Consider the following 22179-nt stretch of genomic DNA (forward strand, 5'->3'; position numbering starts at 1 on the left):
GTCCTGGCCGTCACTCGTGTCGGCAACTGCTCGAGCGAGGCCATGGGTTCATCATGCGGGCGGCCACCGACATCCGGGCCGGCCTGTGGACAACCCGCGGCCTGTGGAGACTCGGGTCTGTCGCCCCTGTGGACAACGAGGGGCGTCTCGCGCCGCCGTACGTCGCCGATGCGCCGCCGTGCGCCGCCGTCAGCGCACCGCGAAGGGCTCGTCCGTCCGCACGATGTCGCGGCCCAGCGGCAACAGAGAGACCGGGATGAGCTTGAAGTTGGCGACGCCGAGCGGGATGCCGATGATCGTGATGCACAGGGCGAGGCCGGTGGCGATGTGGCCGAGGGCCAGCCACCACCCCGCGAGCACCAGCCACAGCACGTTGCCGACGCAGGACGGCGCTCCCGCGTCACGGCGCTCGACGGTGGTGTACCCGAAGGGCCACAGCGCGTAGACGCCGATGCGGAAGGCCGCGATGCCGAACGGGATACCGATGATGGTGATACAGAGGAGCAGGCCCGCGGCCATGTAGGCGAGGAAGAGCCAAAAGCCGCTCAGGACGAGCCATATGACGTTCAGTATGGTCCTCACTGGTTCCCACCTGCCATCTTCTCGAGCCGGGCGATGCGATCCGCCATCGGCGGGTGTGTGGAGAACATCTTCGAGAGGCCCTGGCCGGGCCGGAACGGGTTCGCGATCATCATGTGGCTGGCCGTCTCGATGCGCGGCTCGGGCGGCAGCGGGAGCTGCTTGGTGCCGAGTTCGAGCTTGCGCAGAGCGCCGGCCAGGGCGAGTGGGTCGCCGGTGAGCTGGGCGCCGGAGGCGTCCGCCTGGTACTCCCGGGAGCGGCTGATGGCCAGTTGGATGAGCGAGGCGGCGAGCGGGCCCAGGATCATGATCAGCAGCATGCCGAGCAGGCCGGGGCCGTCATCGTCGTCCGAGCGCCCGATCGGGATCAGCCAGGCGAAGTTGACCAGGAACATGATCACGGAGGCGAGGGCACCGGCGACCGACGAGATGAGGATGTCGCGGTTGTAGACGTGGCTGAGCTCGTGGCCGATGACGCCGCGCAGCTCGCGCTCGTCCAGGAGGCGCAGGATGCCTTCGGTGCAGCACACGGCGGCGTTGCGCGGGTTGCGGCCCGTGGCGAAGGCGTTGGGGGCCTCCGTCGGGGAGATGTACAGGCGCGGCATGGGCTGGCGGGCCTGGGTGGAGAGCTCCCGGACCATGCGGTAGAGCCCCGGTGCCTCGAACTCGCTCACCGGGCGGGCGCGCATCGCGCGGAGTGCCAGCTTGTCGCTGTTCCAGTACGCGTACGCGTTGGTGGCCAGCGCTACCAGGACGGCGATGACGAGCCCGATACGGCCGAAGAAGCTGCCGATGAGGATGATGATGGCGGACAGTCCCCCGAGGAGGACTGCGGTCCTGAGCCCGTTGTGCCGGCGGTGCACGGTACGCCCTCCAAGTGGTGCGGCAGGGGGACCCTTGCTTGCTGTTTCTGCGGTGCCACTGGTGCCGCTGTGCTACGTCCAGTGGACCCTCCCGTACTGGTCAACGCCAGGCGGGAGGCACTAGTTCCCTTGTGCGTGCGACGCCGGGTGTGAACCGTACGGGTGACGATGTCGGGAAACGGCACGCGCGCGTGGGGGCGAGTGCCCCACGCGCGCGTGCTCAAAGCGGCCGGTGCGGCGGCTCAGGCGTGCCACATCTTCAGAACAGCCCGGTGTCCGTGAAGCGCAGGACCAGCTGGGGCGCCCCGGACAGGACGACGCCCAGTACACCGGTCAGGGCGATCGCGGCGGTGAGGGGGGCCGGGATCCGGTGTTTCCGTGTCTCGCCCGCGGGGGCGCGGAAGAGCAGGCCCGTCCACTGGAGGTAGTAGAACAGCGCGATGACGACGTTCACGGCCATGATCACGGCCAGCCAGCCCAGGCCGGCGTCGACGGCCGCCGAGAAGACGGTGACCTTGGCGAAGAGGCCGATGACACCCGGCGGCAGTCCCGCGAGGCAGAGCAGGAAGAACGCCAGGAGCAGCGCGGACACGGGGCTCGACGCGTACAGGCCGCGGTAGTCGGCGACCCGGTTGAGGGGCTTCGTCCGGCTGACGAGGGCGGCCACGGCGAAGGCGCCGAGGTTCACGGCGCCGTACATCAGGGCGTAGGCGACGGTGGAGCCGATCGACTTCTCGGGGTCCCCGGAGTACGCGGCGGCGGCGATCGGTACCAGGAGGTAGCCGGCCTGGCCGACGGACGACCAGGCGAGCAGGCGTACCGCGCTGTACGCGCGCGTGGCCTGCTGGCGGAGCGCTCCGGCATTGCCGATGGTCATGGTGAGCGCGGCCAGGGCCGCCAGGGCCGGGCCCCAGACATCGGCGTACGACGGCAGGGCGACGACGGTGACGAGGATCAGGCCGCTGAAGCCGACCGCCTTGCCGACGACCGACAGGTAGGCCGCGACGGGCAGGGGTGCCCCCACGTAGGTGTCGGGCACCCAGAAGTGGAAGGGCACGGCGGCCGTCTTGAAGGCGAAGCCGACGAGGGTGAGGACGACACCGGTCTGGGCGAGCGTGTCGAGCTGCCCGTCGACGTTCTGGATGCGGTCGGCGACCTGGGTCAGGTAGAGGGTGCCAGTTGAGGCGTACACGAAGCTGATGCCCATGAGGCTGACCGCGGTCGCGGTGACCGAGGACAGGAAGAACTTCAGGGCCGCTTCGGAGGACTTCCGGTCGCCGTGCCGGAGGCCGACCAGGGCGAAGGCGGGCAGGGAGGCGACCTCCAGCGCGACGATCAGGGTCGCGAGGTCGCGGGAGGCGGGCAGGAGGGCGGCGCCGGCCGCTGAGGACAGCAGCAGGAACCAGTACTCCCCTTCCGGGAGCTCCTTGCGGGCGTCCTTCAGCGCGGTGACCGACAGGAGGGCGGCGAGGAGGGCGCCGCCGAGGACCAGGAACTGGATGACCAGGGTGAAGCGGTCGGCGGTGTAGCTGCAGACGGTGCCGTCGCCGGTCAGGCAGAAGGTGCTGCGGTCGCCGTCCAGGAGGGGCAGCAGCAGCAGCGTGGCGGCGGCCAGGCCCGCGACCGACGTCCAGCCGAGGAGGGCTTTGCGGTGCTCGGCGACGAAGAGGTCGGCGACCAGGACGGCGAGTGCGACGACCGCCGCGAGGGTGGGCGGCGCGATCGCGAGCCAGTCGACGGACTGGACCAGCGAGGCGGCCAGGGGCTGGGCCGGGGAGCTCATCGGGTGCCTCCTGCGAGGAGCTGCTGGACGGCCGGGTCGCTCAGGCCGAGGAGGACCTTGGGCCACAGTCCGGCGACGACGGTGAGGGCGACGAGCGGGGTCCAGGCCGCGAACTCGTAGGAGCGGACGTCGGGCAGCTTCGGGGCGTCCTGGGGCAGGGCGCCCATGCAGACGCGGCGGACGACGATCAGCAGGTACGCGGCCGTCAGCAGCGTCCCGAACGCGCCGATCGCCATGAAGGTGAGGAAGGCGGGGCGGCTGAGGCCGGCGGCGGGCTGGAAGGCGCCGAACAGGGCCAGCATCTCCCCCCAGAACCCGGCCAGGCCCGGCAGGCCGAGCGACGCGACCGCGCCGAAGGCGAGCAGGCCGCCGAGGCGCGGGGCCTTGCCGTAGAGCGCGGCGCCGGTCTGGAATTGATTCGGCGCGGCGGAGCCGCTCGTTGAGGGGCGGTGGTCGGGCGACGGGAGGGCCAGGGTGTCGAGGTCGGTGCTGCCGGTGCGGTCCTTCAGCGCGCCGACCAGGAAGAAGAGCAGGCCGGTGATGAGGCCGTGGGCGATGTTGGCGAACAGGGCGCCGTTCACTCCGGTCGGGGTCATCGTGGCGATGCCGAGCAGGACGAAGCCCATGTGGCCGACGGAGGAGTAGGCGATGAGGCGCTTGAGGTCGCCCTTCGCGCCCTGTTTGGCGAGGGCCAGGCACGCCAGGGATCCGTAGATGATGCCGACGACGGCCAGGGCGGCGAGGTACGGCGCGAAGGTGCGGAAGCCGTCCGGCGCGCTGGGGAGCAGGATACGGACGAATCCGTACGTACCCATCTTCAGCAGGACGCCGGCCAGCAGGACCGAGCCGACGGTCGGCGCGGCGGTGTGGGCGTCGGGCAGCCAGCTGTGCAGGGGCCACATCGGCGTCTTGACCGCGAGGCCGATCCCGATCGACAAAACCGCGATGACCTGCACGGATGTGCTCAGCGACCGGCCGTTGTCAGTGGCGAGTGCCATCATGTCGAACGTGCCCGCCTTGATCCCGATCAGGAGCAGGCCGAGCAGCATGACCACGGAGCCGAGCAGCGTGTAGAGGATGAACCGCCAGGCGGCCCGGCTCCGGCCCTCACCGCCCCACCGGGCGATGAGGAAGTACATCGGGATGAGGACCGTCTCGAAGGCGAGGAAGAAGAGCAGCAGGTCGAGGACGGCGAAGGTCGCGAGCGTGCCGGACTCGAGGACGAGCAGCAGGGCGACGAAGGCCTTCGGGGTCGGGCCTTCCGGCATTTTGAAGTACGAGTAGAGCGCGCAGAGGAAGGTCAGCAGCGCGGTCAGGACCACAAGGGGGAGGGAGATGCCGTCGATGCCGAGGTGGATGCGTACGTCGAGTGCGGGGATCCAGCTGATGTCGGTGCTGGCCTGCATCTTCGACGGCTGGTCGTGGTCGAAGCCGAGCGCGAGGACGATCGCGGCGATGAGGACCGCGCCGGTGACGGTGACGCCGTGCCGGAGCACGGCCTGCTCGGGTGACTTCCCCTTCAGCCCGGGCGGGGCGGGCAGGAGAGCCGCGGCGGCCCCGAGGAGCGGGCCGACGACGACGAACGCCAGAAGGAACTGCATCACGGACTCGTTGATATCGATCACGCCTGCTCACGCTCCGGTGGCGACGAGGACGGCGGCGACCGCGAGGACGACGGTGCCGGCGAGCAGCGCGCTCACATAGGTCTGGACGTTGCCGGTCTGGGCGCGCCGTACGGCGGCGCCGAGCCAGCGGGGCAGCGCACCCGCACCGCGCACGTAGGTCTCGACGACCTCGCGGTCGAGGAACCGGACGAGGCTCGCCCCGGCCTGGACCGGGCGGACGAACAGGGCCGCGTAGACGGCGTCCAGGTGGAAGCCGGCGGCCGCAGGGCGGTGCAGCGGGCCGAGCAGGAGCCGTCCGGGGTCGGCGGGATCGGGCGCGTAGGCGATGTCGCCGTAGGCCGGCTCGTGGGTGGCGATGGCTTCCGCCTCGACCTGGGCGGCGTCGCCCTCGGGGTGGGCGGCGACCGCGCCCAGCGGGACGCGGGCGGCGAGCGCGGTGGTGTGGCGCCAGGCGCCGTAGGTGACGATGCCGCCGGCCAGGGCCAGGCCCGTGCCGAGCACGGAGGTGGTCAGGGTCGGGGCGAGGTCGCGGCCGTCGAACCAGTCGGGCAGCAGGCGGAACACGAACCCGCCGAGGGCCAGGGACGGCACGGCCAGCACCCACAGCACGACGGTCATCGTCAGCGGCTGCCTGCCGTGGTCGGGGGCTTCGGCGCCCCGGCCCCGGAAGGCCAGCAGCCACAGGCGCATCGCGTAGGCGGCGGTGAGCACGGCCGTGACCAGGCCGGCGACGAGAACGATCCAGCCCGCGGCGGCGGGGACGTGCTCGGTGTGCCCGGTGACGGCGTGCTCGGCGACACCGAGGACGGCCTCCTTGGAGAAGAAGCCGCTGAAGGGCGGGATCGCGGCGAGCGCGAGGAGCGCCACGGTCATCGTCCAGTAGGCGTCGGGGACGCGGTCGCGCAGGTTGCGCATGCGGGACATGGCGGCGACCGAGTTGGTGCCGGCCGCGTGGATGATCACACCGGCCGCGAGGAACAGCAGCGCCTTGAAGGCGCCGTGGGACAGGAGGTGGAAGACGGCGGCTCCGCGGTCGCCGACGGCGAGGCCGCCGGCCATGTAGCCGAGCTGGCCGATCGTCGAGTAGGCGAGGACGCGCTTGATGTCGTCCTGGGCGAGCGCGGCGAGGCCCGAGCCGGCCATCGTGACGGCGGCCATGACGGCGAGCACGACCATCGCGGCCTGCGAGGCCTCGAAGACCGGGAGGAGCCGGGCGATGAAGTAGACACCGGCGGCGACCATCGTCGCGGCGTGGATCAGCGCGGAGACGGGGGTCGGGCCCGCCATCGCGTCGGGGAGCCAGGTGTGCAGCGGGAACAGCGCCGACTTGCCCGCCACGCCCGCGAGGAGGAGAAGGGCGATCAGCGTGGGGTGGTCGAGTCCGCCGCTCGCGACGGCGCCGAGGACCTTGGTGATGCGGAAGGAACCGGCGTCGGTGGCGAGGGCGAACAGACCGATGAGGAAGGGGACGTCGCCGAGCTTGGTGACCAGGAAGGCCTTGAGGGAGGCGGCGCGGGCCTCCGGGGTCTCCCAGTAGTGGCCGACCAGGAAGTAGGAGCAGATGCCCATGACTTCCCAGCCGACCAGCAGGACGATCAGGTCGCCGGAGTAGACGACCAGGAACATCGCGGAGGTGAACAGGGAGACGAGGGCGGCGTAGGACGGGTAGCGCGGGTCGTCGCGCAGATAGCCCGTCGAGTAGATCTGCACGCAGGAGGCGACGAGGCCGACGAGGACGGCGACGAGCGCGGCGAAGCCGTCGATGTGCAGGGCGAGTTCGATCGGGACCGAACCCGTGGGCGTGAGCTCCGTGGCCGAGTTGATGGCCTGGTCACCGCCCTGGCGTGTGGCGACCAGCGCGGTGAGTACCAGGGAGGTGAGCGTCGGGAGGATGGCGAGGGGGCGGGCGAAGCCGGGTGCCGTGCGGCCCAGGAGGAGGCCGGATGCGGCGCCGAGGAACGGCAGGAGGGGGACGAGGAGGGCGAGGGTGGTCGTGGTCACGCGGTGGCCTCAGCCTTCTGGGCCTCGTCGGACTGCTCGGCCGTGAGGGCGTCGTGGTCGGTGCCGTCGTGGCCGTCGCCGTCGGGGCCGTGCCGTTCGGCGGTGTCGCGGAGCTTGTCGATGTCCGCGGTGCCTCGGTTGCGGTGGACGGCGAGGACGATCGCCAGGCCGATGCCGATCTCGGCGGCGGCGATGGCGATGGTGAACAGGGTGAGGGCCTGGCCGGAGTGCAGGGTCTCCTCGGCGGTCCTGCTGAGCCAGACGTCGAAGGCGACCAGGTTGAGGTTGACGGCGTTGAGCATCAGCTCGACCGACATCAGGACCAGGATCGCGTTGCGGCGGGCGAGGACGCCGTAGAGGCCCGTGCAGAAGAGGAGGGCGGAGAGGACGGCGGGATAGGCGAGGTGCATCAGCGGGTCCCTTCCTTCTCGCTCCGGGTGGCCGGGGTGCTCTGGGCGGGAGTGCTCTCGGCCGGTGTGCTCCCGGGCGCGGTCGCCGTCTCGGCCTTCGCCTTGCGGGACAGGACGATCGCGCCGACCAGGGCGGCGAGGAGGAGGACGGAGAGGGCTTCGAAGGGGAGGACCCAGTTCTGGAAGAGGCTGGCGCCGGTGGCCTCGGTGGAGCCGGCGGCGGGGCCGTCCAGGTCGATCCAGGTCGCACGGAAGGCGTCGACGACCACCCAGACGAGGGCGGCGGCCGCGGCGACGGCCACGGTGAGGGCGGCCCAGCGGTTGCCGGAGTCCGCGTCCGGGGAGCGGCCGATGGGGGCCCTGGTGAGCATCAGACCGAACAGGAGGAGGACGACGACGGAGCCGACGTAGATGAGGACCTGCACCCAGGCGATGAACTCCGCGGTGAGCAGGAGGTACTCGACGGCCAGGCCGCCGAGGGTCACCACCAGCCAGAGGGCGGCGTGCACCAGCTGCCGGGTGGTGACGGTGACGATCGCGGCGCCGAAGGTGACCAGGCCGACGAGGAGGAAGGCGATCTCGACGCCCGTCGGGGAGAGGAAGCCGTGGGTCTGTACGGCGAGGCTCACGACTCTCCCTCCCGCGGTTCCGACTGCGCGGCCGCGAGCTTCTCGGCGGCCTTGCGGGCGGTGGCGAGTTCCTTCGGTTCCTCCGCGCCGGGATCGAGGGCCGGCGGGGCCGGGACGGTCCACATCCACTCGCGGAGCTTGTCGCGCTCGTGGGTGAGGTCGCGGATGTCGGTCTCGGCGTACTCGAACTCCGGGGACCAGAACAGGGCGTCGAAAGGACAGACCTCGATGCAGATACCGCAGTACATGCACAGCGAGAAGTCGATGGCGAAGCGGTCGAGGACGTTGCGGCTGCGCTCGCGGCCGCCGGGGGTCGCCGCCGGGACCGTCTCCTTGTGGGAGTCGATGTAGATGCACCAGTCCGGGCACTCACGGGCGCACAGCATGCAGACCGTGCAGTTCTCCTCGAACAGGCCGATCACACCGCGGGTGCGGGGCGGGAGGTCGGGCTGGGCGTCCGGGTACTGCGCGGTGACGGACTTCTTCGTCATCGTGCGGAGGGTGACGGCCAGGCCCTTGGCGAGGCCGGAGCCGGGGATGGGGGCCATGGTTACGAGATCACCACCTTGACGATGCCGGTGAGGGCGATCTGGGCGAGGGAGAGGGGGACGAGAAGGGTCCAGGACAGTTTCTGGAGCTGGTCCTCGCGCAGCCGGGGGTAGGTGACGCGCAGCCAGATGACGAGGAAGGCGAGGACGGCGGTCTTCAGCAGGGTCCAGACCCAGCCGAGGCCGTCGGCGCCCCAGGGGCCGTGCCAGCCGCCCAGGAAGAGGACAGTGGTCAGGCCGCACAGGACGACGATTCCGGCGTACTCGGCGAGGAGGAAGAGAGCGAAGCGCAGGCCCGTGTACTCGGTGTACGCGCCGAAGATGATCTCCGAGTCGGCGACGGGCATGTCGAAGGGCGGGCGCTGCAGTTCGGCGAGGCCGGCCACGAAGAAGACGATCGCGCCGACGATCTGCCAGGGCAGCCACCACCACTCGAAGGCGTCGAGGATGCCGGGGAGGGAGACGGTGCCGGCCGCCATCGCCACCGAGGCGGCGGTGAGGAGCATCGGCAGTTCGTAGGCGAGGAGCTGAGCGGCGGTGCGCAGGCCGCCGAGGAGGGAGAACTTGTTCGCGGACGCCCAGCCGGCCATGAGCGAACCGAGGACGCCGACGCCCATGACGGCCAGGACGAAGAAGACGCCCGCGTCGATGACCTGGCCGACGGCTCCTTCGCCGGGGCCGATGGGGATGGCGAGCAGGACGAGGAGATAGGGCAGGAGGGCGACGGCGGGAGCGAGTTGGAAGATGCGGCGGTCCGCGCCCGCGGGGACGACGTCCTCCTTCTGCGCGAACTTCACGCCGTCGGCGATCAGCTGGGCCCAGCCGTGGAAGCCGCCGGCGTACATGGGGCCGAGGCGGCCCTGCATGTGAGCCATCACCTTGTGTTCGGTCTGGCCGATGATCAGGGGGAAGGTGAGGAAGACGACGAAGACGATCAGGAGTCGCAGGGTGACGTCGAGCGCGTCGTTCACCGCGGGCCTCCTGTGGGGTCGTCGCTGCCGCTGGGGTCTTCGGGGTTACCGGGGTTGCCGGGGTTAGCGGGGTTACCGGGATGGTCCGTGTGTTTCGGTCCAGTCGAGGACTTGGGAGCGTTCGCCGACTCCGGGGTGGCCGGGTCCTTCGGGGCGGCCGGGGCCTCCGGGGTGTCCGTGGCCTCCGGGGTGTCCGGGTCCGTCGGAGTGTCCGAGACCTTCGGGGTTTCCGAGGGTTCACGGGCCTCCGTGGCCCCCGGGACCTCAGGGCTTCCCGAGTCGGGCGCGGGCTCGGGGGTCGGCGGCTGGCCGGCCTCGGGGGACGGTTCGGGCTGCGGTTCGGCGAAGGCCGGGCGGGCGTGGTGCCAGGGGGCGTCCGAGCTGCGCGGGGTGCGCGAAGGGGTGCCCGACGGGCTGTCGCTGCCGCTCCCCTTCCCGCCCCCGCTCTCGCTCTCGCTCTCGCTCTCGCCGGGACCGGGTGTGGCCCGTTGGCTCGCACTGCCCCCCGAGGCGCTGCGTGACCGGCGGGGGCCGGCAGGGGTGTCCGACGGCGTCCGTTGCGACGCCGAGCCCTCGTTGGCGCTCCGCGCGCGGCGCGGCCCCGCCGACGGGGCCGGGGCTCCTGCCTCGGCGGCCGGGGATCCGGCGTCAGTGGCCGTCGACTCCGGCTCGGTTGTCCCGGCGGGGGCCTGGCTCGCCGAGCCTTCCGCCGCCGTGCGGGCACGCCGCGGAGCAGTCGGGGGCGGAGTTTCCGCGTCGCCCGCGGCGGCCTGGCTCGCCGAGCCCTCCGCTGCCGAACGGGCGCGCCGCACCGGCCGTTCCCCCGCGGGGCGGGCTGCCGCGCGGGCCGGGCGTTCGCCTGCCGCGCGGCCCGCGCCACGGGCCGGACGGGCGGGCGCCGGGGGGAGTTGACCCTTCAGAGGCCCCCACTCGTTGGGGTCGGGAACCCCGGGCGGGAGCATCTGGCGGCGCTTGGGGCCGCCGTGTTCGGACTCGCCGGGTTCCTTCGCGCCGGGCCAGGCCTTGGCGACGCGCGCGGCCAGGACGAAGTCCTTGCGCAGGGGGTGGCCTTCGAAGGTGTCGGGCAGGAGGAGGTGGTCCAGCCCCGGGTGGCCTTCGAAGGTGATGCCGAACATCTCGTGCGTCTCGCGTTCGTGCCAGGCGGCGCCCGCGTAGACACCGACGGCCGAGGGCAGGGCGGAGGCCTCGTGCGGGATCGTCGTACGGAGCAGGAGACGTCGGACCGGGGACAGGGCCGCGACGTGGGCCGTGACGCGGAAGCCCGTGCCCGGTTCGTCGACCGCGCTCAGCCAGTCGAAGTAGGTGCAGCCCAGGCGGTCGCGTGCGGTCTCCAGGGCGGAGATCCAGGTGGCCGGGGGGACGTCGACGGTCAGGACCTCGTACGACTCCTCGGCCGTGGTGTCCGGGCCGAAGAGTTCCTCGACGCCGTCGGGCAGCCAGCCGACCCCGGTCATCGTCCCTCCCCCGACGCCGAGTCCGGGCCCGGGGACTCGGGCTGGGAATGCTCCCCGGACGGGCTCGGCGGCTGCACCAAGCCGCTCTGCAAGGCCGCCGCCGAAGGACGCGTCGTGCCCGTGCCGTACCGCTCCCCCAGCGACTCGCGGGCGATCTTCTCCTGGAGCTTGAGGATGCCCTGGAGCAGCGCCTCGGGCCGGGGCGGGCAGCCGGGGACGTAGACGTCGACGGGGATGATCTGGTCGACGCCCTTGGTGACGGAGTACGAGTCCCAGTACGGTCCGCCGCAGTTGCTGCAGGCGCCGAAGGAGATGACGTACTTCGGTTCCGGCATCTGCTCGTAGAGACGCTTCACCGCGGGTGCCATCTTGTCGGTGACCGTGCCGGACACCACCATCAGGTCAGCCTGGCGCGGGCCCGGCGCGAAGGGGATGACGCCGAGCCGGATGAAGTCGTGGCGGGCCATCGACGCGGCGATGAACTCGATCGCGCAGCACGCGAGGCCGAAGTTGAAGACCCAGAGCGAGTAGCGGCGCCCCCAGTTGAGGATCACCTTCATCGGCTCGGGCGCGAGGCGCGCGAGGGCGCCGAGCCGCTTGGGCTCGGGCAGCAGAACAGGCTCGGACACCGAGGGGGTCACGTCCATGCCAGGACGCCCTTCTTGTATGCGTAGAGCAGGCCCACGGCCAGGAAGCCGAGGAAGATGAACATCTCCACCAGGGTCGCCGCGCCGTAGCCGGGTGCGGCGAAGACGGTCGCCCAGGGGAACAGGAAGATCGAGTCGACGGCGAAGATCACGTACAGGAAGGCGTAGACGTAGTAGCGGACCTGGGTGTGGGCCCAGCCCTCGCCGACGGGGTCGACGCCGCACTCGTACGTCAGGAGCTTCTCGGGTGTGGGGACCACGGGCCGCAGCAGGCGGCCGGCCCCGAAGGCGACGGCCACGAACAGCACACCGACGACGGTGAGCAGGCCGACGACCGAATAGGACTGGAAGTAGTCCGCCGCGACGACGGTCGTGGTGACGACGGTCGGTTCCGGCACGTCCGTCCCTCGCTCCCTGGAAACTCGGCCTGGATCCTGCGATGCGACGATCCCGCGGCTCCCCGGCCCGGCCGGAGATCACGGACGCCGCTGTTCGACGATCTGTACGCACGGGAGTCTAGGCCCTGATAAAGGCAGGGTAAGCAGCCCGTCATGCCCCGGCACGAGGGGGGGTGAACTGCTGGCGGTCAACTACGCACAGGCGTGTCCAGTCGTACATGAGTGAGTGTCCGTGCTGCGGCACTTGCGGCCCCATAGATGGGGACGAGAACGAAAGTTCAGCTGTCGAATGTGTGACCTTTACCCGTGATGGTCGTTGAGCATGCTGAGGGGATGGTCGGCCGAGCGCGGGGGACGAGGGGAGAGTGTGTTGGGTGTGCTGCGGGAGATTGGCACGCCGTCCGTGGTGCCCGGCCCATGTGGGGTTGCGCTCCGCGACCGGCTTAAGCACCTGACCACCGAGGACGAGAAGGTACTGCGCCTGGTCGGGGACCATTTGGGCATGCTGGCTTCACTGGATCTGAAGGCGCGGTGCGCAGCGGGGCTAGAGCACGACGCTGAGCGGTGGGCCGAGCGCAAGCGTGCCCTGACGGTGGAGTCGTCCTCCCGCTGGGCCGGGTCGATCACCAAGACCACCCACGATCAGTGGGCGCTGGCCCGGCGCGGGCAGCTCGCACACATCCATAGCCTGGAAGCGGGTGTGCGCACGATTGGGCACCGACTGTCGCTGCCGGTGGGAGAAGAAGGCTCCAGACGGGCTGCGGGCGGCTACCGCAGCAAGCGGGAATGGTTCACCAAGACGCGCCGCCTGCACGTCCTCGAAGACCGCCTCCAGGCCGCACGCGCCGACTGGGAGGCCGGGGTCGTGCGCGTGGTGCGTGGCGGGAAGCGGTTGTTGAGCACCCGCCACCACCTGCAGACCGCAGGGCTCACCGAACAGCAGTGGCGTGCGCGGTGGCGGGCCGGGCGCCGGTTCCTCAAGGCGGACGGTGAGAGCGGAAAGCGGTTCGGCAACGAGACGATCCGCGTGACCCCTGACGGCGAGGTCTCGATCAAGCTCCCGGCCCCCTTGGCCCATCTGGCCAACGCACCCCACGGCCGGTACGTGCTGGCCTGTCGGGTGGCGTTCGCGCACCGGGGCGAACAGTGGCGCGACCGCATCCAGACCCACCGGGCGGTCGCCTACCGCATCCACGAGGACACGAGCCGTGGGCGCTGGTATCTGAGCGCGTCGTGGACGATCCCTGCGGTGAAAACCGTGCCCCTGGCTGCGGCCCGCACACGCGGCGTGGTGGGCGTCGACACCAACGCCGATCACCTGGCCGCCTGGCGCCTGGACCCCCACGGCAACCCCGTCGGCGAACCTGTTTGCTTCGAATACGACCTGTCCGGCACCTCCGCCCACCGCGACGCCCAGATCCGCCACGCCCTGATCCACCTGCTGCACTTCGCCAGACGACACGACCTTGCGGTCGCGATTGAGGATCTCGATTTCTCTGCGGAGAAGACCCGCGAGAAGCACGGCCGCCGCAAGAAGTTCCGCAAGCTGATCTCCGGCATGCCCGTGGCCAGACTGCGGGCCCGCCTGGTGTCGATGGCGGCCGAACTCGGCATCCCCATCGTCGCCGTCGACCCCGCCTACACCAGCCGCTGGGGTGCCCAGCACTGGCGGAAACCCCTCACCAGCACACACCGCAAACCCACCCGCCACCAAACAGCAGCGGTGGCGATAGGCAGGCGCGCCCTGGGACACCCGATCCGGCGACGGACGGCACCGCCCCCTGCTCACCGGAGTGATAAGCAGGGGCATCGGACCGTCCAGGCCGGGCCGACGGTCCCGGGGCGTGAGGAACCCCGCCCCCATATCCCCGGACCACGGACACGATCCGTGCGCGCCGGACGCGGAGCGAACGCGGGCAACCAGGACACCCAACACCGTTCGGGGCGTCCGGCTGAGCATGAGCCCTGGCGACAGGACTCACTCCTGCTCAGTCTTTAGGAACGGTTTACCTCAGTCGATCCGGGGGGTTTGCCTCATGGCGAAGCCGCCCTCCGCCGGGCACGCTGACGCCCATGACCGAACGCATCCCGTCCCCCGGCGCGAGCCGGGCCGCGACGGCGGCCGGGCAGGACGACCGTCCGCCGCCGCCCCGTCTCGCCTACGACCGGCACACCTGGAAGGAGATCGCGCATCTGCTGGCCAACCTTCCGGCCTCGCTGCTCGGTTTCACTTATGTCGTGACCATGTTGTCCACCGGCTTTGGACTGACCGTCACGGTGGTCGGGTTCCCGCTTCTCGCGGTGGGACTCATGGGCGCGCGGCAGCTGGGCAGGCTGGAGCGGGCGCGGGCCAGGGCGCTGCTCGGTGTGCGGGTGGACGAGCCGAGCCGGCTGCGGCTGCGCGGCGGGGGCGGCTTCCAGCGGTTGTGGATGCAGCTGAAGGACCCGGTGGGCTGGCGCACGGTGCTGTACGAGTTCATCCGGCTGCCGTGGGGTGTCCTCACCTTCTCCGTGACGATGGCCTCGCTGTTCGTGCTGTGGCCGGTGCTGCCGTTCATCGCGCGGGGGCTGACCAACGCCGACCGGGCCATGGTGCGCGGGCTGCTGTCGCCCTCCGACGAGCTGGAGCGGCGCATCGCCGAGCTGGAGTCGGACCGGGGGGTCGTGGTCGACACGGCCGCCGCCGACCTGCGGCGCATCGAGCGGGACCTGCACGACGGGGCGCAGGCCCGGCTGGTGAACCTGGCGATGGGGCTGGGCCTGGCCAAGGAGAAGGTGCTGGAGGACCCGGAGGCGGCGGCCTCGATGGTGTCGGAGGCGCACGGCGAAGTGAAGCTGGCGCTCCAGGAGCTGCGGGACCTGGCGCGCGGCATCCACCCGGCGGTGCTGACCGACCGTGGCCTGGACGCGGCCCTGTCCTCGATCGCCTCGCGCTGCACCGCCCCGGTCAAGGTCACGGTCGATCTGGCGGACCGGCCCGCCGCGGCCATCGAGGGCATCGCCTACTTCACCGTCTCGGAGCTGCTGCAGAACATCAGCAAGCACAGCGGGGCGAAGTCGGCGTCGGTGGATGTGTGGCGGACGGACGACCGGCTGCTCATACAGGTGTGGGACGACGGCCGCGGGGGCGCGCGGCTCGACCGCGGTACGGGGATGAAGGGCCTGGCCGACCGGCTGGACGCGGTCGACGGGCTGTTCGTCCTGGAGTCGCCCGAGGGCGGCCCGACGACGGTCACGGCGGAGCTGCCGTGGCGCGACCGGTCCGGAGCCCCGGGGTAGGGAAAACCCCCCGTCCAAGAGGCCGACGGACTCCATGGTCCGCCGACCTGCGGCGGAGCAGGGTGGAGGTACGAGGGCACAGCCGCAGGACGAGGAGAAGGACGACGCCGATGGCCACGGAGTACGGACAGGGGTACGGGCTCGACGGTGGGCCGGGGTTCCCCGGGAGCACGGAACGGCGGCACCGGCTGCCCGCCGCGCTGCGGGCGCCGGTGGAGGGCCGCACCTGGCGCGAGCTCGGCCATGTGCTGCTCAGCCTGCCGATCAGCATCCTGCTGTTCACGTACGCGGTGACGATGGTGTCGCTGGGGGCGGGGCTGCTGGTGACGTTCCTCGGCGTTCCGGTGCTGGCGGCGGCGCTGGCCGGGTGCCGTGGCTTCGGGGCGTTGGAGCGGATGCGGGCGCGGGCGCTGCTGGACCTGGACGTGGCCGAGCCGGAACCGCTGCGGATGAGGAAGCCGGGCGCCATGGCGTGGATGGGGGCCGTCCTCAAGAGCGGCACCTCGTGGCGGGCCCTGCTGTACGCGGTGCTGCATCTGCCCTGGGCGGTGTTCTCGTTCGCCGTCACGGTGAACGTCTGGGCGCTGGGGTGGGGTCTGCTGACGTACCCGCTGTGGTTCTGGGCACTGCCGATGCACGCCGGGCAGGACGGGATCCAGCTGTACGGCGACGAGACGCACCGGGTCTACCTCGACAATCCGTTCGAGATCACGGTGACCGCGCTGGTGGGGCTGCTGTTCACGATCGCCACGCCGTGGATCGTGCGGGCGCTGACCATGGTGGACCGGCTGCTGGTGCACGGGCTGCTCGGGCCGTCACGGCTGGCCTCGCGGGTGGTGGAGCTGGAGTCGGACCGGGGGGTCGTGGTCGACACGGCCGCCGCCGACCTGCGGCGTATCGAGCGGGATCTGCACGACGGGGCGCAGGCCCGGCTGGTCGGTCTCGCCATGGATCTGGGGCTGGCGAAGGAGAAGCTGCGGGAGGATCCGCAGGCGGCGGCGCGGATGGTGGACGAGGCGCACGGCGAGGTGAAGACGGCGCTGCAGGAGCTGCGGGACCTGGCCCGGGGGATCCATCCGGCGGTGCTGACGGACCGGGGGCTGGACGCGGCGCTGTCGGCGGTGGCGTCTCGGTGCACGGTGCCGGTGCAGGTCGAGGTCGACCTGGTGGAGCGGCCGGCGCCGGCGATCGAGGGGATCGCGTACTTCACGGTGTCGGAGCTGCTGCAGAACATCAGCAAGCACGCGCGGGCGACCTGGGCGGGTGTGGAGGTGTGGCGTACGGAGAACCGGCTGATGTTGCAGGTCGTGGACAACGGTGTGGGCGGGGCCGATGTGTCCCGGGGGTCCGGGCTCGCGGGGCTGGCGGAGCGGCTCGACGCGGTGGACGGGATTCTGGTGGTGGATTCGCCGGCCGGGGGGCCGACGCGGGTGACCGCCGAGTTGCCTTGGCGTGGGGCTCATGTGCGGTGATCTCCGGTCGGGGGCGTCCGTGGCGGGGGCTCCGCCCCTGTGACCCCGCCGGGGGGCTCCGCCCCTTGGATCCCCGGCCTTCGTCCTCCCACCGCCCGACACGGTCGGACATGAAGTAAGCCTTCCCTCCCCCATCCACCCCCCGATCCTGAAATGCTGGCCCTGTCGCACGGGTGGGCGCGGGGCCGTTGGGGGTCGCGGACGGGCGGCGTCGGGGCTGTGGGGGGCCGGACATCGTGGAGGACAGGGTGCGGGTGGTCATCGCCGAGGATTCAGTGCTGCTCAGGGAGGGCCTGACCCGGCTGCTGACCGACCGCGGGCACGAGGTCGTCGCCGGGGTCGGTGACGGCGGGGCGCTGATCAAGACCATCACGGAGCTGGACGCTCAGGGTGAGCTGCCGGACGTGGTGGTCGCCGACGTGCGGATGCCGCCGACGCACACCGACGAGGGCGTGCGGGCGGCGGTGCAGCTGCGCAAGGCGCACCCGGGGCTCGGTGTGCTGGTGCTGTCGCAGTACGTGGAGGAGCGCTACGCCACGGAGCTGCTCGCGGGTTCCAGCCGGGGTGTCGGCTATCTGCTGAAGGACCGGGTGGCCGAGGTGCGGGAGTTCGTGGACGCGGTGGTGCGGGTGGCCGAGGGCGGTACGGCCCTGGACCCGGAGGTGGTCGCCCAGCTGCTGGGCCGCAGCCGCAAGCAGGACGTGCTCGCGGGGCTCACCCCGCGGGAGCGTGAGGTGCTGGGGCTGATGGCCGAGGGGCGGACCAACTCGGCGATCGCGCGGCAGCTCGTGGTCAGTGACGGGGCGGTCGAGAAGCACGTCAGCAACATCTTCCTGAAGCTGGGGCTGTCCCAGAGCGACGGCGACCACCGCAGGGTCCTTGCCGTGCTGACCTACCTCAATTCCTGACATGCCGTATGTCTGGCAGGTCCGGACATCAGGCCGCATGATCGTCTCAAAGTCGTGTCCAACATACGAATGACCCAAATAAGGCGACCCTTACGGTCGTAGGGTTGATCCGGGAGGGCCTGCGGGAAGGCCTGTCCCGGACAGCCGCCTCGAGGGAGGTCCAGTTCAGTGACCAGCCAGGTCAGCAGCCCAGCGGAGCAGGCCGACGAAACAGACGAAGCAGTCGTGGGAGAGCAGCGCAAAGCGGCGGGCGCCAAGGACGTCCGCCGCCTCGACCGGGTGATCATCCGGTTCGCGGGGGACTCGGGTGACGGTATGCAGCTCACCGGCGACCGCTTCACCTCGGAGACCGCGTCGTTCGGCAACGACCTGTCGACGCTGCCGAACTTCCCGGCCGAGATCAGGGCACCCGCCGGAACCCTGCCGGGTGTGTCCTCCTTCCAGCTGCACTTCGCGGACCACGACATCCTCACGCCCGGCGACGCGCCGAACGTGCTGGTGGCGATGAACCCGGCCGCCCTGAAGGCCAACATCGGCGACCTGCCGCGCGGTGCCGAGGTGATCGTCAACACGGACGAGTTCACCAAGCGGGCGATGCAGAAGGTCGGCTACGAGACGTCTCCCCTGGAGGACGGCTCCCTGGACGGCTACCACGTCCACCCGGTGCCGCTGACCACGCTCACCGTCGAGGCGCTGAAGGAGTTCGACCTCACCCGGAAGGAGGCCGAGCGCAGCAAGAACATGTTCGCGCTGGGCCTGCTGAGCTGGATGTACCACCGGCCGACGGAGGGCACGGAGAAGTTCCTGAAGTCGAAGTTCGCGAAGAAGCCCGACATCGCGGCGGCCAACATCGCCGCCTTCCGGGCCGGCTGGAACTTCGGCGAGACCACCGAGGACTTCGCCGTCTCCTACGAGGTCGCCCCGGCGGCCACGGCGTTCCCGCCCGGTGTCTACCGCAACATCTCCGGCAACCTCGCCCTGTCGTACGGGCTCATCGCCGCGAGCCGGCAGGCGGATCTGCCGCTGTATCTGGGGTCGTACCCGATCACTCCGGCGTCGGACATCCTGCACGAGCTGAGCAGACACAAGAACTTCGGCGTGCGGACGTTCCAGGCCGAGGACGAGATCGCCGGTATCGGGGCCGCGCTGGGCGCGGCCTTCGGTGGTTCGCTGGCCGTGACCACGACGAGCGGCCCCGGTGTGGCGCTGAAGTCGGAGACGATCGGCCTCGCGGTCTCGCTGGAGCTGCCGCTGCTGGTCGTGGACATCCAGCGGGGTGGCCCCTCGACCGGTCTGCCGACCAAGACCGAGCAGGCGGATCTGCTGCAGGCGATGTACGGGCGCAACGGCGAGGCCCCGGTGCCGGTGGTGGCGCCGCGTACGCCGGCGGACTGTTTCGACGCCGCGCTGGAGGCGGCCCGGATCGCGCTGACGTACCGCACGCCGGTGTTCCTGCTCTCCGACGGCTACCTGGCCAACGGTTCCGAGCCCTGGCGGATCCCGGACCTGGAGGAGCTGCCTGATCTGCGGGTGCGGTTCGCGCAGGGCCCGAACCACACGCTCGACGACGGCTCCGAGGTGTTCTGGCCGTACAAGCGTGACCCGCAGACCCTGGCCCGTCCGTGGGCGGTCCCGGGCACGCCGGGTCTGGAGCACCGGATCGGCGGCATCGAGAAGCAGGACGGCACGGGCAACATCTCCTACGACCCGGCCAACCACGACTTCATGGTGCGTACCCGCCAGGCCAAGATCGACGGCATCGACGTGCCGGACCTCGAAGTGGACGACCCGCACGAGGCCAGGACACTGGTCCTGGGGTGGGGTTCGACGTACGGGCCGATCACGGCCGCGGTGCGGCGGCTGCGGCGGGCCGGGGAGTCGATCGCGCAGGCGCATCTGCGCCACCTCAACCCCTTCCCGCGGAATCTGGGCGCCGTGCTGGAGCGTTACGACAGGGTGGTGATCCCCGAGATGAACCTCGGGCAGCTCGCCACGCTCATCCGGGCGAAGTACCTGGTCGACGCCCACTCGTACAACCAGGTCAACGGCATGCCGTTCAAGGCGGAGCAGCTCGCCGCGGCTCTGAAGGAGGCCATCGATGGCTGAGACGTCCACGACAGGCACCGGCACCATCGAAGCGCTGTCCCTCGTCCCCAAGGCCGAGGGAAAGCAGTCGATGAAGGACTTCAAGTCCGACCAGGAAGTGCGCTGGTGCCCCGGCTGCGGCGACTACGCCATTCTCGCGGCGGTGCAGGGCTTCATGCCCGAGCTGGGGCTGGCGAAGGAGAACATCGTCTTCGTCTCGGGCATCGGCTGCTCGTCCCGCTTCCCGTACTACATGAACACCTACGGGATGCACTCCATCCACGGCCGCGCCCCGGCCATCGCCACGGGTCTGGCGAGCTCGCGCCGGGATCTGTCGGTGTGGGTCGTCACCGGTGACGGAGACGCGCTGTCCATCGGCGGCAACCACCTGATCCACGCGCTGCGCCGCAACGTGAACCTGAAGATCCTGCTGTTCAACAACCGGATCTATGGCCTGACCAAGGGCCAGTACTCGCCGACCTCCGAGGTCGGGAAGATCACCAAGTCGACGCCGATGGGTTCGCTGGACGCGCCGTTCAACCCGGTGTCGCTGGCGATCGGGGCGGAGGCTTCGTTCGTGGCGCGGACGGTGGACTCCGACCGCAAGCACCTGACGGAGGTGCTGCGCCAGGCCGCCGCCCACGAGGGCACGGCACTGATCGAGATCTACCAGAACTGCAACATCTTCAACGACGGCGCCTTCGACGCCCTGAAGGACAAGCAGCAGGCCGAGGAGGCCGTGATCCGGCTGGAGCACGGCAAGCCGATCCGGTTCGGCAGCGACCTCGCCAAGGGTGTCGTACGGGACCCGGCGACCGGTGATCTGAAGGTGGTGGCGGTGACGCCGGAGAACGAGGACCAGGTGCTCGTCCACGACGCGCACTCCGCGTCCCCGACGACGGCGTTCGCGCTGTCCCGCCTCGCCGACCCGGACACCCTGCACCACACGCCGATCGGCGTCCTGCGCTCCGTCGGCCGGCCCGTGTACGACACGCAGATGGCCGACCAGCTCGACCAGGCGATCGAGCAGCACGGCAAGGGCGACCTGGGGGCACTGCTGGCGGGCGGAGACACCTGGACGGTCGTCGGCTGACCTGCCGTACGGCCGCCTCGAGGCCCGGGACCGCTAGGAAGCGGCCCGGGTCTCGTCGTACGTCCGCCGCGCCTTCTCCACGTCGTCCATGCGGTCGTGCGTCCACTGCGTGAGGGCGCGTACCTGCTCGGCGGCCTCGCGGCCCAGGTCGGTGAGGGAGTAGTCGACGCGGGGCGGGATCACGGGCTTGGCGTCGCGGTGGACCAGGCCGTCGCGCTCCAGGGTCTGGAGCGTCTGCGTCAGCATCTTCTCGCTGACGCCGCGGTCTCCCCAGCGGCTGACCGCCCGGCGCAGCTCGCTGAACCGGTACGAGCGCTCCAGGAGCTCGATCAGGACGAGCACGCCCCAGCGGCTGGTGACGTGCTCCAGGACCAGGCGGTGCGGGCACAGGGCCTCGACTTCACTTACTGCCATGCCAGTACCTTACTTCAAAGTGGGTACTATCCAAAAGTTAGCGTCCCTCCTAGGGTTAGTGCCATCGCACCCCACAAGGAGAGTCGGCATCATGAGCATCATCGTCACCGGAGCCACCGGACACCTCGGTCGTCACGTCGTCGAGCAGCTGCTGGAGAAGGTCCCGGCCGGGCAGATCACGGCCGTCGTCCGCGACCCGGGGAAGGCCGCCGCCTTCGCGGATCGCGGCGTGCAGATCGCGACGGCCGACTACAACACCCCCGCGTCCTTCGACGGCCTCTTCTCCGCCGGTGACAAGGTGCTGTTGATCTCCGGCAACGAGTTCGACAAGGGGCGTGTGGAGCAGCACAAGGTCGTCATCGACGCGGCCAAGGCGGCCGGTGTGGCCCTGCTCGCCTACACCAGCGCCCCCGGCTCGCTGACCGCCGCGCTCGCCGACGACCACCGGGGCACCGAGGAGGCGCTGCTGGACTCCGGCGTGCCCTACGCCCTGCTGCGCAACGGCTGGTACCACGAGAACTACACGGAGAACCTCGCCCCGGTGCTGGAGCACAACGCGGTCGTCGCCGCCGCCGGCGAGGGCAGGGTCTCCTCCGCCTCCCGCGCCGACTACGCCGCTGCCGCCGTCGCCGTGCTGACCGGCGAGGGGCACGAGAACAAGACGTACGAGCTGGGCGGCGACACGGCGTGGAGCTTCGCCGAGTACGCGGCCGAGCTGAGCCGGCAGACCGGCAAGGAGATCGCGTACAGCCCCGTCTCCCCCGACGCCCTCGCCGGCATTCTCACCGGCGCGGGCCTGCCCGAGCCGTTCGCCCGGATCCTGGCCGGGGTCGACGCATCCATCGAGAAGGGCGAGCTGGTCGTCTCCACCGGCGACCTGTCCCGGCTGGCCGGGCGTCCGACCAGCCCGATCTCCGAGGCCATCGCCGCAGCGCTCAAGGGCTGAACTCCCCCGGCGGGTGAGCCACCCCACCCCCGGCTGTCATGACCGTATGCCGA

Annotated in this window: 20 protein-coding genes; 7 read left to right on the forward strand and 13 right to left on the reverse strand. The window is 70.9% G+C overall.

Annotated features, from left to right (window positions below):
- Positions 1–189: 189 nt before the first annotated feature.
- The 12 genes from ABZ016_RS05955 to ABZ016_RS06010 all read right to left on the reverse strand — a co-directional run bounded on the left by ABZ016_RS05955 (position 190) and on the right by ABZ016_RS06010 (position 11929).
- Positions 190–582, reverse strand: coding sequence for a YccF domain-containing protein (locus tag ABZ016_RS05955; RefSeq protein WP_356915294.1), 393 nt, complete (start codon positions 580–582; stop codon positions 190–192).
- Positions 579–1442: a zinc metalloprotease HtpX gene (gene htpX / locus ABZ016_RS05960; protein WP_356915295.1), complete on the reverse strand. Its 864-nt coding sequence runs from the start codon at positions 1440–1442 to the stop codon at positions 579–581. Before htpX ends, ABZ016_RS05955 begins: the two co-directional genes overlap by 4 nt.
- 259 nt (positions 1443–1701) lie before the next feature.
- Positions 1702–3225, reverse strand: a complete 1524-nt coding sequence (locus tag ABZ016_RS05965) for an NADH-quinone oxidoreductase subunit N (RefSeq protein ID WP_356915296.1) — start codon at positions 3223–3225, stop codon at positions 1702–1704.
- Positions 3222–4850 (reverse strand): NADH-quinone oxidoreductase subunit M, encoded by a 1629-nt coding sequence (locus ABZ016_RS05970; protein WP_356915297.1) that lies wholly within the window; start codon positions 4848–4850, stop codon positions 3222–3224. The genes ABZ016_RS05965 and ABZ016_RS05970 overlap by 4 nt, the downstream gene beginning before the upstream one ends.
- 6 nt (positions 4851–4856) lie before the next feature.
- A complete protein-coding gene (locus ABZ016_RS05975; RefSeq protein WP_356915298.1) occupies positions 4857–6851 on the reverse strand; it encodes an NADH-quinone oxidoreductase subunit L in 1995 nt (664 codons plus the stop codon).
- Entirely contained in the window at positions 6848–7261 is a 414-nt protein-coding gene (gene nuoK / locus ABZ016_RS05980; protein ID WP_356915299.1) for an NADH-quinone oxidoreductase subunit NuoK, read from the reverse strand. The genes ABZ016_RS05975 and nuoK overlap by 4 nt, the downstream gene beginning before the upstream one ends.
- The gene (locus ABZ016_RS05985; RefSeq protein ID WP_356915300.1) at positions 7261–7890 is read right to left on the reverse strand and encodes an NADH-quinone oxidoreductase subunit J; all 630 of its coding nucleotides are present in this window, start codon (positions 7888–7890) and stop codon (positions 7261–7263) included. Before ABZ016_RS05985 ends, nuoK begins: the two co-directional genes overlap by 1 nt.
- Complete coding sequence (locus ABZ016_RS05990; RefSeq protein WP_356915301.1) at positions 7887–8438, reverse strand: NADH-quinone oxidoreductase subunit I; 552 nt, start codon at positions 8436–8438, stop codon at positions 7887–7889. Before ABZ016_RS05990 ends, ABZ016_RS05985 begins: the two co-directional genes overlap by 4 nt.
- Before the next feature lie 2 nt (positions 8439–8440).
- The gene (locus ABZ016_RS05995) at positions 8441–9409 is read right to left on the reverse strand and encodes a complex I subunit 1 family protein (RefSeq protein WP_356915302.1); all 969 of its coding nucleotides are present in this window, start codon (positions 9407–9409) and stop codon (positions 8441–8443) included.
- On the reverse strand, positions 9406–10884 hold the full coding sequence (locus ABZ016_RS06000) for an NADH-quinone oxidoreductase subunit C (protein WP_356915303.1): 1479 nt from the start codon (positions 10882–10884) through the stop codon (positions 9406–9408). Before ABZ016_RS06000 ends, ABZ016_RS05995 begins: the two co-directional genes overlap by 4 nt.
- Positions 10881–11531, reverse strand: a complete 651-nt coding sequence (locus tag ABZ016_RS06005) for an NADH-quinone oxidoreductase subunit B family protein (protein ID WP_356915304.1) — start codon at positions 11529–11531, stop codon at positions 10881–10883. Before ABZ016_RS06005 ends, ABZ016_RS06000 begins: the two co-directional genes overlap by 4 nt.
- Entirely contained in the window at positions 11522–11929 is a 408-nt protein-coding gene (locus ABZ016_RS06010; RefSeq protein WP_356915305.1) for an NADH-quinone oxidoreductase subunit A, read from the reverse strand. Before ABZ016_RS06010 ends, ABZ016_RS06005 begins: the two co-directional genes overlap by 10 nt.
- Positions 11930–12299: 370 nt before the next feature.
- On the opposite strand from ABZ016_RS06010, the gene ABZ016_RS06015 reads away from it, so the two are divergent.
- The 6 genes from ABZ016_RS06015 to ABZ016_RS06040 all read left to right on the forward strand — a co-directional run bounded on the left by ABZ016_RS06015 (position 12300) and on the right by ABZ016_RS06040 (position 20766).
- Complete coding sequence (locus ABZ016_RS06015) at positions 12300–13928, forward strand: IS200/IS605 family accessory protein TnpB-related protein (protein WP_356915306.1); 1629 nt, start codon at positions 12300–12302, stop codon at positions 13926–13928.
- 74 nt (positions 13929–14002) lie between these two features.
- On the forward strand, positions 14003–15208 hold the full coding sequence (locus tag ABZ016_RS06020) for a sensor domain-containing protein (RefSeq protein ID WP_356915307.1): 1206 nt from the start codon (positions 14003–14005) through the stop codon (positions 15206–15208).
- A 110-nt stretch (positions 15209–15318) separates the two neighbouring features.
- A complete protein-coding gene (locus ABZ016_RS06025) occupies positions 15319–16680 on the forward strand; it encodes a sensor domain-containing protein (RefSeq protein WP_356915308.1) in 1362 nt (453 codons plus the stop codon).
- Positions 16681–16928: 248 nt separating this feature from the next.
- Complete coding sequence (locus tag ABZ016_RS06030; protein ID WP_356915504.1) at positions 16929–17588, forward strand: response regulator transcription factor; 660 nt, start codon at positions 16929–16931, stop codon at positions 17586–17588.
- A gap of 168 nt (positions 17589–17756) precedes the next feature.
- Complete coding sequence (locus ABZ016_RS06035; RefSeq protein WP_356915309.1) at positions 17757–19694, forward strand: 2-oxoacid:acceptor oxidoreductase subunit alpha; 1938 nt, start codon at positions 17757–17759, stop codon at positions 19692–19694.
- Positions 19687–20766, forward strand: coding sequence for a 2-oxoacid:ferredoxin oxidoreductase subunit beta (locus ABZ016_RS06040; protein ID WP_356915310.1), 1080 nt, complete (start codon positions 19687–19689; stop codon positions 20764–20766). The genes ABZ016_RS06035 and ABZ016_RS06040 overlap by 8 nt, the downstream gene beginning before the upstream one ends.
- A gap of 33 nt (positions 20767–20799) precedes the next feature.
- Here ABZ016_RS06040 and ABZ016_RS06045 read toward each other — a convergent pair whose 3' ends face one another.
- The gene (locus ABZ016_RS06045) at positions 20800–21180 is read right to left on the reverse strand and encodes a helix-turn-helix domain-containing protein (RefSeq protein WP_356915311.1); all 381 of its coding nucleotides are present in this window, start codon (positions 21178–21180) and stop codon (positions 20800–20802) included.
- A 91-nt stretch (positions 21181–21271) separates the two neighbouring features.
- Here ABZ016_RS06045 and ABZ016_RS06050 point away from each other — a divergent pair, with 91 nt between their 5' ends.
- Positions 21272–22126 (forward strand): SDR family oxidoreductase, encoded by an 855-nt coding sequence (locus ABZ016_RS06050; protein WP_356915312.1) that lies wholly within the window; start codon positions 21272–21274, stop codon positions 22124–22126.
- The last annotated feature ends 53 nt before the right edge of the window (positions 22127–22179 follow it).

Source organism: Streptomyces sp. NPDC006372 (assembly GCF_040612515.1).
Lineage (GTDB): Bacteria > Actinomycetota > Actinomycetes > Streptomycetales > Streptomycetaceae > Streptomyces.